A 13800-nucleotide genomic window follows, 5' to 3' on the forward strand; every position below is an offset into this window, starting at 1 on the left:
CGTCGCACCAGCCTCCGACGCCGGCCCGGTGTCAGAGCTCCTCGTAGACCGCCGGGTCCTGGTCGGCGGTGCGCCCGTCGGGGCGGCCGAGGCCGGTGATGCGGGCCATCTCGTCGTCGCTGAGCTCGAAGGAGAACAGGTCGAGGTTGTCGGCCTGCCGCTCGGGGCTGGACGCCTTGGGGATCGGCACCACGCCGAGCTGCACGTGCCAGCGCAGGATGGCGCGGGCGGGGGAGACGCCGTGCGCGGCCGCGACCTCGGCCACCACCGGGTCGGTCAGCATCGCGTTGGCGCGGCCGATGGGGCTCCACGCCTCGGTGACGATGCCGCGCTCGGCGTCGGCGGCGCGCTGGTCGGCCTGCGGGAAGTACGGGTGCAGCTCGACCTGGTTGACGACCGGCGTCACGCCCGTGGCCTCGATGACGGCGTCGAGGTGCTCGGGCAGGAAGTTGGAGACGCCGACGTGGCGGATCAGGCCGCGCTCGCGGCAGTCGACCAGGGCCTGGTACGCCTCGACGTACCTGCCGATCCGCGGGTTCGGCCAGTGGATGAGGTACAGGTCGAGGTGGTCGAGCCCGCTGCGGTAGACGGACTCCTCGACGGTCGCGACCGCGTCGTCGTAGGCCTGGCGGCGGCCGGGCAGCTTCGACGTGATCAGCAGCTCCTCGCGCGGCACGGACGACGCGCGGACGGCGCGTCCGACGGTGCCCTCGTTCTCGTAGCTGAAGGCGGAGTCGATCAGCCGGTAGCCGGCGTCGATCGCCCGGGCGATCGCGTCGGCGCCGCCGGAGCCCTTGAGCTTGTACGTGCCGAAGCCGACGGCGGGGATCGCGGTGCCGTCGGCGGCGGTGCGGGTGGGGACGTCGGGGGTGGCGTTCTGGTCGCTCATGCCCTCCATCCCACACCCGCCGCCGTCCCCGCCGCCATCCTCGCCGCCGGACCGGCGAGCTGGCACGGGGTGGTCAGCCCGGCCAGACCACCGCCTGGGCGACGACGACGCGCTCGCCGTCGAACGTCACGGCCGGGCCCTCGTGCAGGCGATACCCCAGGCCCAGGGCCTCGCTCACGCGGTGGCAGAACGTGGCGTCGTCGGGCCCGGTGAGCACGCGGTACACCGGGAGGCCGTCGGGCGGTGGGCCCGGCGTCCGGCCGGCGTCCGTCATGCGGCGTCGGGGTACGGGACCCCCGTGGTCGCGTGGCAGCGGTAGCCGTGCGGGTTCTTCGCGTCGGACAGGTACTGCTGGTGGTAGTCCTCGGCGTAGAAGAACGGGCCAGCCTCCGCGGCCGGGCGCAGCTCGGTGGTGATGGGGTCGTAGCCCTTCGCCGCGAGCACCCCGGAGTACGTCTCCGCGGTCTCGCGCACCGCCTGCTCCTGCTCCGGCGTGGTCCAGTAGACGGCGGACCGGTACTGGGTGCCGACGTCGTTGCCCTGCCGGAACCCCTGCGTCGGGTCGTGCCGCTCCCAGAAGATCTTGAGCAGCTCGGCCTCGGAGACCTGCGCCGGGTCGTAGGCCACCAGCGCGGTCTCGGTGTGCCCGGTGCGCGCCGTGCACACCTCCTCGTACGTCGGGTTCGGCGTCGTGCCGCCCATGTAGCCGACGGCGGTGCTCACGACGCCCGGCACCTGCCAGTAGATCTCCTCGGCGCCCCAGAAGCAGCCCATCGCCAGGTACAGCACCCGAGTGCCCTCGGGCCAGGGCCCTACGATCGACGTGCCGAGCACCGTGTGGGGCCGGGCGGCCGGCAGCACCGGCGACTCGCGCCCGGGCAGCGCGTCCTCCGGCGCGACCATCGCCTGCTTGCCGGAGCGGCCGAGCAGCTGGTCGAAGATCGAGTTCATCGCGTTACCTCCATTGCCTTCATGGCCGGGACGCAACCGTCCCGGTAGCGGCAACGACACCGCGCCGGCACGTGTTCCCGCGCCGCGCCGGCGGGGTGGCGCTACGGTCCCGTCATGGCCGACGACCGTCCTGACCTGCCCGACCAGCTCGTGCTCCCCGACCCCGCGGCGTGGCGCGCGTGGCTCGACGAGCACGAGGCGGACACGCCCGACGGCGCGTGGCTGGTGCTCGCGAAGAAGGGCCGGCCGGCGCCGACGACGCTCACGCACGCGACGGCGCTCGAGGAGGCGTTGTGCAGCGGGTGGATCGACGCGCAGATGCGCTCCCTGGGCGCGGACTCGATGCTGCAGCGGTTCTGCCCGCGCCGGCCGCGCAGCCGGTGGTCGGTGCGCAACCAGGAGATCGTGGCGCGGCTGACCGCGGAGGGGCGGATGCGCCCCCGGGGGCAGGCGGAGATCGACGCGGCCAAGGCGGACGGCCGCTGGGAGGACGCCTACGAAGGGCCGGCGCGGGCGCAGGTGCCGCCGGACCTGGCGTCGGCGCTCGCGGCCAGCCCCGCGGCGTCGGCGATGTTCGACGTCCTCACGTCGCAGAACCGGTTCGCGATCCTGCACCGCATCGGCGCCGTCAAGTCGGCGGCGGCGCGCGAGCGCAACGTGGCGAAGTTCGTCGCGATGCTGGAGCGTGGCGAGACGCCGTACCCGCAGAAGCGGCGCCCGGCCGCTGGTTGAGCCTGTCGAGACCGCGCACCGGGTTTCGACAGGCTCAACCAGCGGGCGGCACAGGGCGTGGCCTCGCGCGTCGGGACCACCCTCCGCATAGGGTTTTGCCCGTGAGCTCGGACCGAACCTCCCCCTCCGGCGCGGACGCCGTCCCGCTGAGCATCCGCGCCGCGGCCTCGTGGTCGTGGCGCCTCCTGCTGATCGCCGCGGCCGTCGCCGGCCTGCTGTGGCTGCTGGCGGCCCTCAAGACGATCGTCGTGCCCGTCGCGATCGCGCTGCTGGTGACGATCCTGCTGGCGCCCGTGCGCCGCACCCTCGAGCGCTGGCACGTGCGCCGCGGCCTCGCGACCGCGCTGTCGATCATCGGCCTGATCGTCCTGGTCGGCGCGCTGGTCACGCTGGCCGGCCGCTCGATCGTCGCGGGCTTCCAGGACCTGGCCGACCAGGCCGTCGCGGGCTTCAAGCAGTTCACGACCTGGCTCGCCGACGGCCCGCTGAGCCTCGACTCGAAGCAGCTGTCCGAGTACGGGCAGCAGCTGCAGGACACGGTCGTGGAGAGCTCGGGGCTGGTCTCGGGCGCGCTCGGCGCGGCCACCACCGTGGGGCACGTCTTCGTCGGCGCGCTGATCGCCCTGTTCTGCACGATCTTCTTCCTGCTCGACGGCCGCACCATCTGGACCTGGCTGGTCAACCTGCTGCCGATGCGGGCCCGCGAGCCCGTCCACCAGGCCGGCCGCCGCGGGCTCGTCACGCTGTCGGCCTACGTGCGCACCCAGATTCTCGTGGCGTTCGTCGACGCGGTGGGCATCGGCATCGGGTCGGCGTTCTTCGTGCCCGCCCTCGCGCTGCCGATCGGCATCCTGGTGTTCATCGGCTCGTTCGTGCCGATCATCGGTGCGATCGTCACGGGAGCCATCGCCACCGCCGTCGTGCTCGTGGCCAACGGGTGGATCGCCGCCCTCATCATGCTCGGCATCGTGCTGCTGGTGCAGCAGGCCGAGAGCCACATCCTCCAGCCGTTCCTCATGGGGCACGCCGTGTCCCTGCACCCGGTGGCCGTGGTGCTCGTGGTGGCGGCCGGCAGCCTCGCCGCCGGCATCGTCGGCGCCCTGTTCGCCGTGCCGCTCGCGGCCGTGCTCAACACGGTGCTGCTGTACTTCCACGGGCACGACAAGTTCCCCGAGCTCGGCACCGAGGACCATCTCCCGCTGCTGCGCCGACGACCTCAGCTGCCCGGTACCCTGCTCTGGTCGGGACGCGGGTCGTCGCAGACGACGACGGGCGGGACCACGGGCACCACGACCGACGGCCCTGCCTCGCCCGACCCGGGTCCGGACACGAGTCCGCACCGAGAGACAGGTCAGTGACAGCACACCCCCCGATCGAACGCGTCACCCTCGACGACGTCCGCGCCGCGGCGCAGCTCCTCGACGGCGTCATCACCCGCACCCCGGTGCAGGCGTTCCGCGCCATGTCGGAGGCCGCGGGCGCGCCCGTCGTCCTCAAGTGCGAGAACCTGCAGCGCGCCGGGTCGTTCAAGATCCGCGGGGCGTACACCCGCCTGAGCCGGATGTCGGCCGAGGAGAAGGCGCGCGGCGTGGTCGCCGCCAGCGCGGGCAACCACGCGCAGGGCGTGGCGCTCGCCGCCCAGATGCTCGGCATCCACGCCATCGTCTACATGCCGGTGGACGCGTCCGTGCCCAAGCTGGCCGCGACCCGCGGCTACGGGGCCGAGGTGCGCCAGGTGGGCGCGAGCGTCGACGAGTCGCTCGTCGCCGCCCGCGCGGAGGCGGCCCGCTCCGGGCGCACGCTCATCCACCCGTTCGACCACCTGGACGTCGTGACGGGGCAGGGCACGGTGGCCCTCGAGATCCTGGAGCAGGTGCCCGACGTGGGCACGGTCGTCGTGCCGCTCGGCGGCGGCGGCCTGGTCGCCGGCATCGCGACCGTGCTCGCCGAGGCGGCCCCGCACGTCAAGGTCGTCGGCGTGCAGGCCGAGACCGCCGCCGCGTACCCGGAGTCGCTCGCCGCGGGCCGCCCGGTGCCGCGCCCGCTGGGCGCGACGATGGCGGACGGCATCGCGATCGGCACCCCCGGCGACGTGCCGTTCGAGGTGCTGGCGCGGCTCGGCGTCGAGGTGCGCACGGTCTCCGAGGAGGAGATGTCGCGCGCGCTGCTGCTCGTGGCCGAGCGGGGCAAGCTGATCGTCGAGCCGTCCGGCGCCGCCGGCGTGGCGGCCGTGCTCGCCGCCGAGCCGGGCTCGCTGCCGGGCACCGTCGTCCCCGTGCTCACCGGTGGCAACATCGACCCGCTGCTGCTGCTGCGCGTCGTGCAGCACGGCCTGGTGGCCGCCGGCCGGTACCTGCAGCTGCGCGTGTGCATCGACGACAAGCCCGGCTCGCTCGCCGAGGTGCTCGACGTCGTCGCGCACGCGGGCGCGAGCATCGCGCAGGTGGAGCACACCCGCACCGACACCTCGCTCACCGTGGCGCAGGTGCTCGTGAACCTGCAGCTCGAGACCAAGGGGCACGAGCACTGCGAGGTGGTCGTGGAGCGGCTGCGCGCCGCGGGGTTCGCCGTCGCGTGACCGCATGATCTCGACCGTCGGGTCGGGCGTCCGCTGGATCGACGCCCCGCTGCTGGTCCTCGCGCTGGGCTTCTCCGCCGGGTACGGCGGCGCGCTGCTGCTCGACGACGGCGCGACGCGCGGCCGGCTGATCGCCGTCGGCGTCGGAGTGGTCGGCGCGCTCGTCGCCGGGCCGTGGGCGCACCGCGTCGTCGCGCGGCAGGTGGCGGCCGAGACGCGGCGGAGCGGCACGGTGGCGAGGCCCGGCGGGCCCACGTGGCTGGTCGTGGGCGTCGGCCTGCTCGGCGTCTCGCTCGGGGCGCTGATGTCCGGGCACCGGGGCGTGCTGCTCTGGGTCGGCGGGGCCCTCACGGCGGTGGCGCTCGCCCAGGTGGCGCTGCGGCGCCCGGCTCAGCGCAGCGCGCGGCGGTAGTCGCCGGGCGCGCACCCGCAGATGTGCCGGAACGTGTCGTAGAAGCTGCTCTGCGACGTGAACCCCGCCGCGTGCCCCACCTCGACCGTGGTGGCGTCCGTGGTGATGAGCAGCCGCTGCGCCTCCGCCACCCGGCACCGGGCGATGTAGGTGCCGAGGGTGGTGCCCACCACCCGCTTGAACAGCGTCATCGCGTGGCTGGGGCTGAGGTGCACGGCGCGCGCGACGTCCGACGGCGCGATGGGGGAGCGGTAGTGCTCCGCGACGAACTGGGCCATCGCGGTGGCGCGCGCCGTCGCGCCGGAGGGGCCCGGCGCCGTCGCGCCGTCCGTCGTGCCGCTGGGCCCGCCGGCCGTCGCCGGGGCCTCGGCGGCCGCGAGCGCCCGGCGCACGAAGGCCTGCGCCTCGAGCATGACGACCGTGCTGTCGCCGCCCGCGACGACGTCGCGGTGCCACGTGGCGAAGAGGGCGTCGACGTCGCGGGCGAGCGCGACGGCGGGCACCACCACGGGCCGGGCGCGCAGCAGCACCGCGATCTGCTCGGTCGGCAGCGCCCAGCCCAGCACCTCGGTGAGCGGCACGTGCACCCACGACACGGCGGACTCCACCGCCTCGGGGTCGACCAGCTGGTGCGGCGTGCCGCCCCAGAAGAGCGCGACCTGGCCCGCCTCGACCCGCAGCGTCGACCCGCCGAACAGGTACTCGAGCCGGCCCGAGTGCACGAGGTTGAGCTCGAGGTCGTCGTGCCGGTGCGGGTGCTCCATCACCGGGGGCGCGCCGTGGCGCACCCACAGGGCGGCCTCCTCCAGGCGGACGTCGTCGACCGTCAGCGTCATGCCGGGGAGCCTAGGGCGATCGAAGGATCCCGGAAAGCGGGGCGACCGATCCGGAGGATCGACCGCCATCCTCGGGCCTAGCGTCGCTGCATGGCTCATTCCCCGAAGATCACCATCATCGGCGCCGGCGGCTTCGTGTTCCCGTTCCGCCTCATCGGCGACCTGCTCAGCTTCCCCGCGCTGCGCGGGGCCACGCTCAGCCTCATGGACCTCGACGCCGGCCGGCTGGACCGGGTGGCGACCGCCGCGCGCGAGCTCGTGGACCACCACGGCCTGCCCACCGTCGTCGAGCAGACCACCGACCGCCGCGCCGCCCTCGACGGGGCCGACTTCGTCATCATCACGTTCCAGGTGGGCGGCGTGGAGTCCTACCGGCACGACGTCGAGATCCCGCGCCGGTACGGCGTCGACCAGACCGTGGGCGACACCGTCGGCCCGGGCGGCGTGTTCCGCTTCCTGCGCTCGGTGCGGGCGTACCAGGACATCGCGGCCGACGCGCTGGAGGTCTGCCCGGACGCCCAGTTCATCAACTACGCGAACCCGATGGCGATGGCCACCGCGTACCTCAACGCCCTCGGCCTGCGGACCGTGGGCCTGTGCCACAGCGTGCAGGGCACCACGCGGATGCTCGCCCGCACGCTCGGCGTCCCGTACGACGAGGTCTCCTACCGCTGCGCGGGCATCAACCACCAGGCGTGGATCCTCGAGTTCCGCCGCGGCACCGAGGACCTGTACCCGCGCCTGCGGGAGGTCATGCGCGAGCGCCACGTGCCCGGGCGCGCGGCCGCCGACCTGCTCACCGACGACGGCGACCACTCCGACGCGGCGCTCGCGGCCAGCACGTACGAGGGCGGCAACGAGCAGGTGCGCACCGCGCTGATGAACCACTTCGGCTACTTCGAGACGGAGTCGAGCCACCACGCGTCGGAGTACGTGCCGTGGTTCCGCAAGGACGCCGACACGGTCCTCGAGTACATCCCGGAGCGCTGGGACTACTACGAGATCTGCTCCGCGCACGACGAGCAGGGCGACGTGGACGAGCAGCTCGAGCGGCTCAAGGCCGACCTCAGCCCGTCGGTCGAGTACGGAGCGTCGATCGTCAACGCGGTCGTGACCGGGGTGCCCGCCGTCGTCTACGGCAACGTGCCGAACGCGGGCCGGGTGATCACGAACCTGCCCGACGACGCGTGCGTCGAGGTCGCCTGCCTGGTGGACGCGAACGGCGTGCAGCCGACGTCGTTCGGGGAGCTCCCGCCGCAGCTCGCGGCGATCAACCGCACCAACGTCAACGTGCAGACCCTCGCCGTCCGCGCCGCCCTCACCGGCGACGTCGAGCACGTCCACCACGCCGTCGCCCTGGACCCGCTGACGTCGGCGCACTGCACGCTCGAGCAGGTCCGGGCGATGACCGACGAGCTGCTCGAGGCGCACGCCGCCCTGCTGCCGGCGGCGTTGCGCCCGGCCGCGTCCGCCCTGCTCGCCGGGTGAGCCGGTGGTTGAGCCTGTCGAAACCCCGACCGGGTTTCGACAGGCTCAACCAGCGGACCCCGACGACCCTCGACGATCCCTCGACGAAGAGGAGACGACATGCCGACCCATGCGGTGCCCGGCAGGGGCACGGCCGCGCGGCGGCTGTCCCGGCGCAGCTTCCTGGCGGTGGCCGGGATCAGCGTGGCGGGGGCGCTCGCGGCCTGCTCCGGCGCCCCGACGGGCACGAAGCACCTGCGGCTGTCCTCGTGGAACATCCCGCTGGACCTGGAGTCGTACCAGGCGCTCGCCGACGAGTTCGTGGCGGCCCACCCCGGCACCAGCGTCGCGGTGGAGGTCACGACCGGGCAGTTCCACCAGTGGTTCATCACGCGGCTGGCGGCGGACCTCGCGCCCGACATCATCCGCATCACCCCGCAGCAGATCGGGCGCTACGCCGCCAACGGCAGCCTCGTGGACCTCACGGGCGCGGTGCCGCCGGAGTACCAGGACGACTGGTCGAAGCCGTTCTGGGCGATCGGCGCCAAGGCCGACGGCCTGTTCGGCGTCTTCCAGCACACCGACAACTTCATCACCTACTACGACAGGCGGGTGATCGAGCAGATCGGCGTGGACGTGCCGCAGAGCCTCGACGAGGCGTGGCGCTGGGACGAGTTCCTCGAGATCGCGCGCGAGGCGCAGCGGATCACCGGCCGGTACGGCTTCGGCTACGGCTGGGGCGGCCCCGAGACGGCGTACCGCTGGATGCCGCTCGTCTACCAGAACGGCGGCGCGTTCCTCGGCGAGGACGGCGAGACGCCGAGCATGGACACCGACGCCGCCGTCGGGGCGCTGGACTTCGGCCGCCGCTGGTACGCGGACGGGCTGGTGTCGCCGGCGAACATGAGCAAGTCCGGCGGCGGCGCCGTCGGGCGCGACCTCTTCGCCACCGGCCAGACCGGGCTGCTGCTCGACAACCCCGAGGCGATCGCGGCCCTCGACGAGGCGCGCCCCGACGAGTGGGGCACCACCTACATGATCCGCAACGAGGGCGAGGCGTCGGACCTCGGCGGCAACGCGCTCGCCGTCACCCGGTCCAGCAAGCATCCCGAGCTCGCGGCCGAGCTGGTCGCGTTCCTCACCAGCCGCGCCAACGTCGCGGAGTTCTGCCGGCGCGGCAACTGGCTGCCCGCCCGGTCCTCGCTCGACGCCGCCGACATCGGCTACGAGCGGCACGAGGCCACGATGCAGCAGTTCATCGACCAGGCCACGACCATCCCGCTGTCCATGGTGCGCGCCCAGTCCGGGCCGTACTTCAGCTCGCTCAACTCGGTCTTCGCGGACTACCTCGACCTGTGCTTCCTCGGCGAGCTCAGCCCGGCCGAGTGCGGCACCCAGATGACGGAGGCGATGCGCAGTGTCACCACACGGTGAGACCCTCACGGTGCCCGGCACCCCGGCGGTCGCGACGGCGGCGGGCTCCGCGTCCGTCGCCGGGCCGGCGTCCGCGGGCGCGACGACGCGGCGCCGGCGCGCGCGGTGGGCGCCCTACCTCTTCGTCGGCCCCGCGGGCCTGCTGTTCCTCGCGTTCTCGCTGGTGCCGATCGTCATCGCGGTCGCGCTGTCGTTCCAGGACACCGCCACCCTGGGCGAGGGCAGCTGGGTGGGCGCGGACAACTACCGCACCATGCTGTCCGACCCGCTGCTGCGCACGGCCCTGCTCAACACCCTGGTCTTCACCGTCGGCACGGTGCCGACGGCGATGGCGATCGGGCTCGCGCTCGCCGTCGCGCTCAACCGCCCGCTGCCCGGGCGAGGCCTGCTGCGGGCGCTGTTCTTCGTGCCGATGGTCGCGGCCGGCGTCGTGGTCGGCGTGATCATGTCGTGGATCTTCAACCCCGACTACGGCGTCGCGAACAACGCGCTCCGGGCCGTCGGGCTCGAGGGGCTGCCGTGGCTGACGTCGCCCCGAACGGCGATGCTCACGCTGGTGCTCGTCGTCGTGTGGACGCGCATCGGCTTCTGCATGGTGATCTACCTCGGCGCCCTGCAGTCGATCCCGTCCGAGCTGCGCGAGGCCGCCGCGATCGACGGCGCGAGCCGCTGGCAGCGGTTCCGCCGGCTGACCGTGCCGATGCTCGCCCCGACGACCTCGATCCTGCTCATCCTCAACGTCGTGTTCTCGCTGCAGGCCTTCGACGTCATCTACGTGATGACGGGCGGCGGGCCGGGCTTCTCCACGACCGTCCTCATCCAGTACGTGTTCCGGTCCGCGTTCGCCGACGCCCGCATGGGGTACGCGGCGGCGCTCGGGCTGCTGCTCGTGCTGATCCTGCTGGTCTTCACGCTGCTGCGGCAGCGCGCGACGAAGAAAGCCGAGGAGCTCCTGTGACCGCCACCGCCGTGCGCCCCGCGCCCGTCACGCTCCCGCGGCCCGGCCGCTCGTCCCGCGAGCGGCGCTCCCACCGCCGCCGCTGGCTGCTCACCGCCGGCCTCACCGCCGTCGCGATCCTCGTCGTCTTCCCGCTGTACTGGATGGTGGTCTCGGCCCTCACCCCGGGCGGGCAGTCGCAGAGCAGCGAGTTCTACCTGTGGCCGGACGCGCCGACCGTCGGGAACTTCACCGAGGTCTTCGCCACGCAGCCGGTCTGGCGCTGGCTCGGCAACTCGCTCCTCGTCGCGAGCGTCGGCACCGCGCTGTCCGTGTGCGTCTCGCTCGGCGCCGGGTACGCGCTCGCGAAGTACCGGTTCCGCGGCCGTGGCCTGCTGTACGCGCTGTTCCTCGTGACGATCATGATCCCGATCCAGGTGACGCTCGTCCCCGCGTTCCTGGTGGTCGCGCGGCTCGGCCTCGTCGACTCGCCGTGGGCGGTGATCCTGCCGACCCTGTTCGACGTCGTCGGGATCTTCATCGCCCGCCAGTTCATGCTGGGCGTGCCCGACGCGCTCATCGAGGCCGCGCGGCTCGACGGCGCGGGGGAGCTGCGCACCTTCTTCCGCGTGGTGCTGCCGTCGTGCGGCCCGCTGGTCGGGGTGCTCGTGATCCTCGGGTTCATGAACCGGTGGAACGACTTCCTGTGGCCGCTCGTGGTGCTGCAGGGCAACGAGAGCCTCACCGTGCCGGTCGGGCTGTCCACGCTGACCAGCAACCCGGCGTTCGCCTCGCCGTGGGGCGCCGTCATGGCTGTCGCGACCGTGGCCGTCGTGCCGCTGCTGGTGGTGTTCCTCGTCTTCCAGCGCACCTTCGTCCAGGGCATCGCGAGCACGGGGATCAAGTAGTCGTCGGCGAGGTGTCTGTCCCGAGGGTTCCCGTTCGTCGTGCTCATGTACACGGCCACCGCGGCCGTGCAGGATGAGGACCGACCCGAAGGAGACCGTCGTGCGCTATCTGATGCTGGTGCTGTCCACCCCCGAGGACCCGGAGCTGCGGCCGGAGGACGCCGCGGGCGCGCCGCCCATCGAGGGGTGGGTCGAGAAGCACTACGGGAGCGGGGCGGCCGTGCTCGGCGACCGGCTGCGTCCGCCGGCCGACGCCGTCGGGGTGCGGGTGCGGGGCGGGCGCACGCTCGTCACCGACGGCCCGTTCTCCGAGACGAAGGAGGCGATCGGCGGGTTCGACGTCATCGACGCGCCGGACCTCGACACGGCGATCACGATCGCCGGAGAGCACCCCATGGCCCACGAGGGCGCCATCGAGCTGCGGCCCTTCTGGCCGCTGGACCTCGAGGGCGCCGGCGCGACGGACGGGGGCGCGTGATGCGGTACCTCATGCTGGTCATCGAGCCCGACGTGCCCGACCGCGGCCCCGACGACGCCATCGAGGACTGGGTGCGCCGGCACGACGCCGACGGCTCCCGGATCCTCGGCGAGCGGCTGCGGCCGGCCGCCGACGTGCGGCGCGTGCGGGTGACCGACGGCCGCCCCCTGGTGACCGACGGGCCGTTCACCGAGACCAAGGACGTGATCGGCGGGTTCGACATCGTCGAGGCGCCCGACCTCGAGGCCGCGCTCGCGATCGCGGCCGAGCACCCGGGCAGCCGGGACGGCGGCACGGTCGAGGTGCACCCGTTCTGGCCGACCGACGGCTCCGAGCCGGCGTGACCACCACCTCCGCCGTCGAGGACGCGTTCCGCAGCGAGTGGGGGCGCGTCCTCGGCGCGGTGGCACGCGCCACCGGCGACCTCGACCTCGCGGAGGAGTCCGCGCAGGAGGCGTTCGTGCAGGCGCTGCGCACCTGGTCGCGCGACGGCGTCCCCGACCGGCCGGGGGCGTGGCTCACGACGACGGCGCGGCGGCACGCCCTGGACGTGCTGCGCCGACGGCGGGTGGAGGCGGAGAAGAGCGAGACCGCCGCGCGGCGGGGCGACCGCGTCGACGGGCCGGGCCGGGCGGCCGACGCCTCGCGCGACGGCGTGCACGACGCGGTCGAGCGCGGCCTGGACGAGGAAGGCTGGGCGCCCGACGACCCCGACGGCGACCTGCTGCGCCTGCTGTTCACGTGCTGCCACCCGGCGCTGCCGCTCGAGGGGCGCGTCGCGCTCACGCTGCGGGCGCTGACCGGCATGACGACCGCCCAGGTGGCGCGGGCCTTCCTCGTCCCGGAGGCGACGATGTCGCAGCGCCTGGTGCGCGCCAAGCGCCGCATCCGGGCGACGGGCATCGCGTTCCGGGTGCCGCCGCCGGGGCTGCTGGCCGAGCGCACGTCGTCCGTGCTGGCGGTCCTGTACGTGCTGTTCACCGAGGGGTACGACGCCTGGGCGGAGCCCGCCGACGACGTCGAGGGCTGCGCGGAGCGGAGGGCGCTGGCCGCCGACGCGGTGCGCCTGGCGCGGCTCGCCGTCCGGCTCCTGCCGGACGAGCCCGAGGCCCGCGGCCTGCTCGCGCTCCTGCTGCTGCAGCACGCGCGCCGCGACGCGCGGACGGGGGCGGACGGCGTCGTGCGCACGCTCGCGGACCAGGACCGCGCGCGCTGGCACCGCGACGAGCTCGACGAGGGGCTGGCCGTGCTCGACGACGCGCTGGCCGCCCGCCGGCCGGGGCCGTACCAGGTGCAGGCGGCGATCGCGGCGCTGCACTGCCGGGCTGCGACCGCGGGGGAGACGGACTGGGCGGAGGTGCTGGCCCTCTACGACGTGCTGCTCGAGATGACGCCCACGCCCGTCGTCGCGCTCAACCGCGCCGTCGCGGTGGCGGAGGCGCAGGGCGTCGACGCCGGGCTGGTCGCCGTCGACGCCGTCGCGCAGGATCCCGCGCTGGCGGGCTACCACCTGCTGCCGGCCCTGCGCGCCGACCTGCTGACCCGCTCCGGCCGCCCCGCCGACGCCGTCGTCGAGCTGCGCCGCGCGCTCGACCAGGTCGACCGCGAGGGCGACCGCCGCCTCCTGCGCGCCCGCCTGGCCGCCCTCACGCCGAGGTAGTCCGAAAATTGCCGAGGTAGTCCGAGACCGGCTGAGGTGGCGGACCACCTCGCGGACCTCGGACTACCTCGGCAATTTTCGGACTACCTCGGCGAGGACAGGATCAGACGGCGGCGGTCTCCGGCTCGGTGACGAGCGGGTAGACGCCGTTCTCGTCGTGCACCTCGCGGCCGGTGACCGGCGGGTTGAACACGCAGACGCACGTGATCTCGGTGCGGGGGCGCACCTTGTGCTTGTCGTGGTCGTTGAGCAGGTACAGCGAGCCGGGCTTCAGCTGGTGCACCTCGCCGGTGGCGAGGTCCTCGATCTCGCCCTCGCCGGACGTGATGAAGACGGCCTCGATGTGGTTGGCGTACCAGAAGAAGCTCTCGGTGCCGGCGTACAGCGTGGTCTCGTGCACGGAGAAGCCGACGCCCTCCTTGGCCAGGATGATCCGCTTCGAGCGCCAGTTCTCGGACTTGACGTCGGCGTCGGTGTCGGTGACCTCGTCGAGGGTGCGGACGAGCATGGGGGTACCT

At 73.7% G+C, this 13800-nt stretch carries 16 protein-coding genes; 11 read left to right on the top strand and 5 right to left on the bottom strand.

Features of this window, described 5'->3' with window-relative positions; all coding sequences use genetic code 11:
* Window positions 1-31: 31 nt before the first annotated feature.
* From AAG589_RS13175 to msrA, 3 genes are all read right to left on the bottom strand, one after another.
* Window positions 32-889 (bottom strand): aldo/keto reductase, encoded by an 858-nt coding sequence (locus AAG589_RS13175; protein WP_430567699.1) that lies wholly within the window; start codon window positions 887-889, stop codon window positions 32-34.
* Between the two features lie 73 nt (window positions 890-962).
* A complete protein-coding gene (locus tag AAG589_RS13180; protein ID WP_430567700.1) occupies window positions 963-1163 on the bottom strand; it encodes a DUF1737 domain-containing protein in 201 nt (66 codons plus the stop codon).
* Window positions 1160-1840: a peptide-methionine (S)-S-oxide reductase MsrA gene (gene msrA / locus AAG589_RS13185; protein WP_430567701.1), complete on the bottom strand. Its 681-nt coding sequence runs from the start codon at window positions 1838-1840 to the stop codon at window positions 1160-1162. Before msrA ends, AAG589_RS13180 begins: the two co-directional genes overlap by 4 nt.
* A gap of 114 nt (window positions 1841-1954) precedes the next feature.
* Between msrA and AAG589_RS13190 the strand changes: the two genes are divergently transcribed.
* The 4 genes from AAG589_RS13190 to AAG589_RS13205 all read left to right on the top strand — a co-directional run bounded on the left by AAG589_RS13190 (window position 1955) and on the right by AAG589_RS13205 (window position 5562).
* Entirely contained in the window at window positions 1955-2572 is a 618-nt protein-coding gene (locus AAG589_RS13190) for a YdeI/OmpD-associated family protein (RefSeq protein ID WP_430567702.1), read from the top strand.
* Window positions 2573-2673: 101 nt separating this feature from the next.
* On the top strand, window positions 2674-3930 hold the full coding sequence (locus AAG589_RS13195; protein ID WP_430567703.1) for an AI-2E family transporter: 1257 nt from the start codon (window positions 2674-2676) through the stop codon (window positions 3928-3930).
* On the top strand, window positions 3927-5150 hold the full coding sequence (gene ilvA / locus AAG589_RS13200; protein ID WP_430567704.1) for a threonine ammonia-lyase: 1224 nt from the start codon (window positions 3927-3929) through the stop codon (window positions 5148-5150). Before AAG589_RS13195 ends, ilvA begins: the two co-directional genes overlap by 4 nt.
* 4 nt (window positions 5151-5154) lie before the next feature.
* Complete coding sequence (locus AAG589_RS13205; protein ID WP_430567705.1) at window positions 5155-5562, top strand: hypothetical protein; 408 nt, start codon at window positions 5155-5157, stop codon at window positions 5560-5562.
* On the opposite strand, the gene AAG589_RS13210 is transcribed toward AAG589_RS13205, so the two are convergent.
* Window positions 5541-6398: a helix-turn-helix domain-containing protein gene (locus AAG589_RS13210; protein WP_430567706.1), complete on the bottom strand. Its 858-nt coding sequence runs from the start codon at window positions 6396-6398 to the stop codon at window positions 5541-5543. The genes AAG589_RS13205 and AAG589_RS13210 overlap by 22 nt on opposite strands.
* A 90-nt stretch (window positions 6399-6488) precedes the next feature.
* Here AAG589_RS13210 and melA point away from each other — a divergent pair, with 90 nt between their 5' ends.
* The 7 genes from melA (at window position 6489) to AAG589_RS13245 (ending at window position 13282) form a co-directional block, all read left to right on the top strand.
* The gene (melA, locus tag AAG589_RS13215) at window positions 6489-7886 is read left to right on the top strand and encodes an alpha-galactosidase (protein WP_430567707.1); all 1398 of its coding nucleotides are present in this window, start codon (window positions 6489-6491) and stop codon (window positions 7884-7886) included.
* Window positions 7887-7985: 99 nt separating this feature from the next.
* The gene (locus tag AAG589_RS13220) at window positions 7986-9299 is read left to right on the top strand and encodes an ABC transporter substrate-binding protein (RefSeq protein ID WP_430567708.1); all 1314 of its coding nucleotides are present in this window, start codon (window positions 7986-7988) and stop codon (window positions 9297-9299) included.
* Window positions 9283-10257 carry a carbohydrate ABC transporter permease gene (locus tag AAG589_RS13225; RefSeq protein WP_430567709.1) on the top strand — a complete coding sequence of 325 codons (975 nt, stop codon included), beginning with the start codon at window positions 9283-9285 and terminating at the stop codon, window positions 10255-10257. Before AAG589_RS13220 ends, AAG589_RS13225 begins: the two co-directional genes overlap by 17 nt.
* Window positions 10254-11144, top strand: coding sequence for a carbohydrate ABC transporter permease (locus AAG589_RS13230; protein ID WP_430567710.1), 891 nt, complete (start codon window positions 10254-10256; stop codon window positions 11142-11144). The genes AAG589_RS13225 and AAG589_RS13230 overlap by 4 nt, the downstream gene beginning before the upstream one ends.
* Window positions 11145-11244: 100 nt before the next feature.
* On the top strand, window positions 11245-11622 hold the full coding sequence (locus AAG589_RS13235; RefSeq protein WP_430567711.1) for a YciI family protein: 378 nt from the start codon (window positions 11245-11247) through the stop codon (window positions 11620-11622).
* On the top strand, window positions 11622-11966 hold the full coding sequence (locus tag AAG589_RS13240) for a YciI family protein (protein ID WP_430568028.1): 345 nt from the start codon (window positions 11622-11624) through the stop codon (window positions 11964-11966). The genes AAG589_RS13235 and AAG589_RS13240 overlap by 1 nt, the downstream gene beginning before the upstream one ends.
* Window positions 11963-13282 carry an RNA polymerase sigma factor gene (locus AAG589_RS13245; protein WP_430567712.1) on the top strand — a complete coding sequence of 440 codons (1320 nt, stop codon included), beginning with the start codon at window positions 11963-11965 and terminating at the stop codon, window positions 13280-13282. The genes AAG589_RS13240 and AAG589_RS13245 overlap by 4 nt, the downstream gene beginning before the upstream one ends.
* Window positions 13283-13385: 103 nt before the next feature.
* On the opposite strand, the gene AAG589_RS13250 is transcribed toward AAG589_RS13245, so the two are convergent.
* Window positions 13386-13790 carry an ectoine synthase gene (locus AAG589_RS13250; RefSeq protein WP_430567713.1) on the bottom strand — a complete coding sequence of 135 codons (405 nt, stop codon included), beginning with the start codon at window positions 13788-13790 and terminating at the stop codon, window positions 13386-13388.
* Window positions 13791-13800 lie beyond the last annotated feature (10 nt).

The organism is Isoptericola sp. F-RaC21, assembly GCF_038593535.1.
GTDB lineage: Bacteria > Actinomycetota > Actinomycetes > Actinomycetales > Cellulomonadaceae > Isoptericola.

Coding starts and splice junctions, on each gene's coding strand:
- AAG589_RS13190 (WP_430567702.1), top strand. CDS start 1,955: ATGGCCGACGACCGTCCTGACCTGCCCGACCAGCTCGTGCTCCCCGAC.
- AAG589_RS13250 (WP_430567713.1), bottom strand. CDS start 13,790: ATGCTCGTCCGCACCCTCGACGAGGTCACCGACACCGACGCCGACGTC.
- msrA (WP_430567701.1), bottom strand. CDS start 1,840: ATGAACTCGATCTTCGACCAGCTGCTCGGCCGCTCCGGCAAGCAGGCG.
- AAG589_RS13180 (WP_430567700.1), bottom strand. CDS start 1,163: ATGACGGACGCCGGCCGGACGCCGGGCCCACCGCCCGACGGCCTCCCG.
- AAG589_RS13220 (WP_430567708.1), top strand. CDS start 7,986: ATGCCGACCCATGCGGTGCCCGGCAGGGGCACGGCCGCGCGGCGGCTG.
- AAG589_RS13205 (WP_430567705.1), top strand. CDS start 5,155: ATGATCTCGACCGTCGGGTCGGGCGTCCGCTGGATCGACGCCCCGCTG.
- AAG589_RS13175 (WP_430567699.1), bottom strand. CDS start 889: ATGAGCGACCAGAACGCCACCCCCGACGTCCCCACCCGCACCGCCGCC.
- AAG589_RS13210 (WP_430567706.1), bottom strand. CDS start 6,398: ATGACGCTGACGGTCGACGACGTCCGCCTGGAGGAGGCCGCCCTGTGG.
- AAG589_RS13240 (WP_430568028.1), top strand. CDS start 11,622: ATGCGGTACCTCATGCTGGTCATCGAGCCCGACGTGCCCGACCGCGGC.
- melA (WP_430567707.1), top strand. CDS start 6,489: ATGGCTCATTCCCCGAAGATCACCATCATCGGCGCCGGCGGCTTCGTG.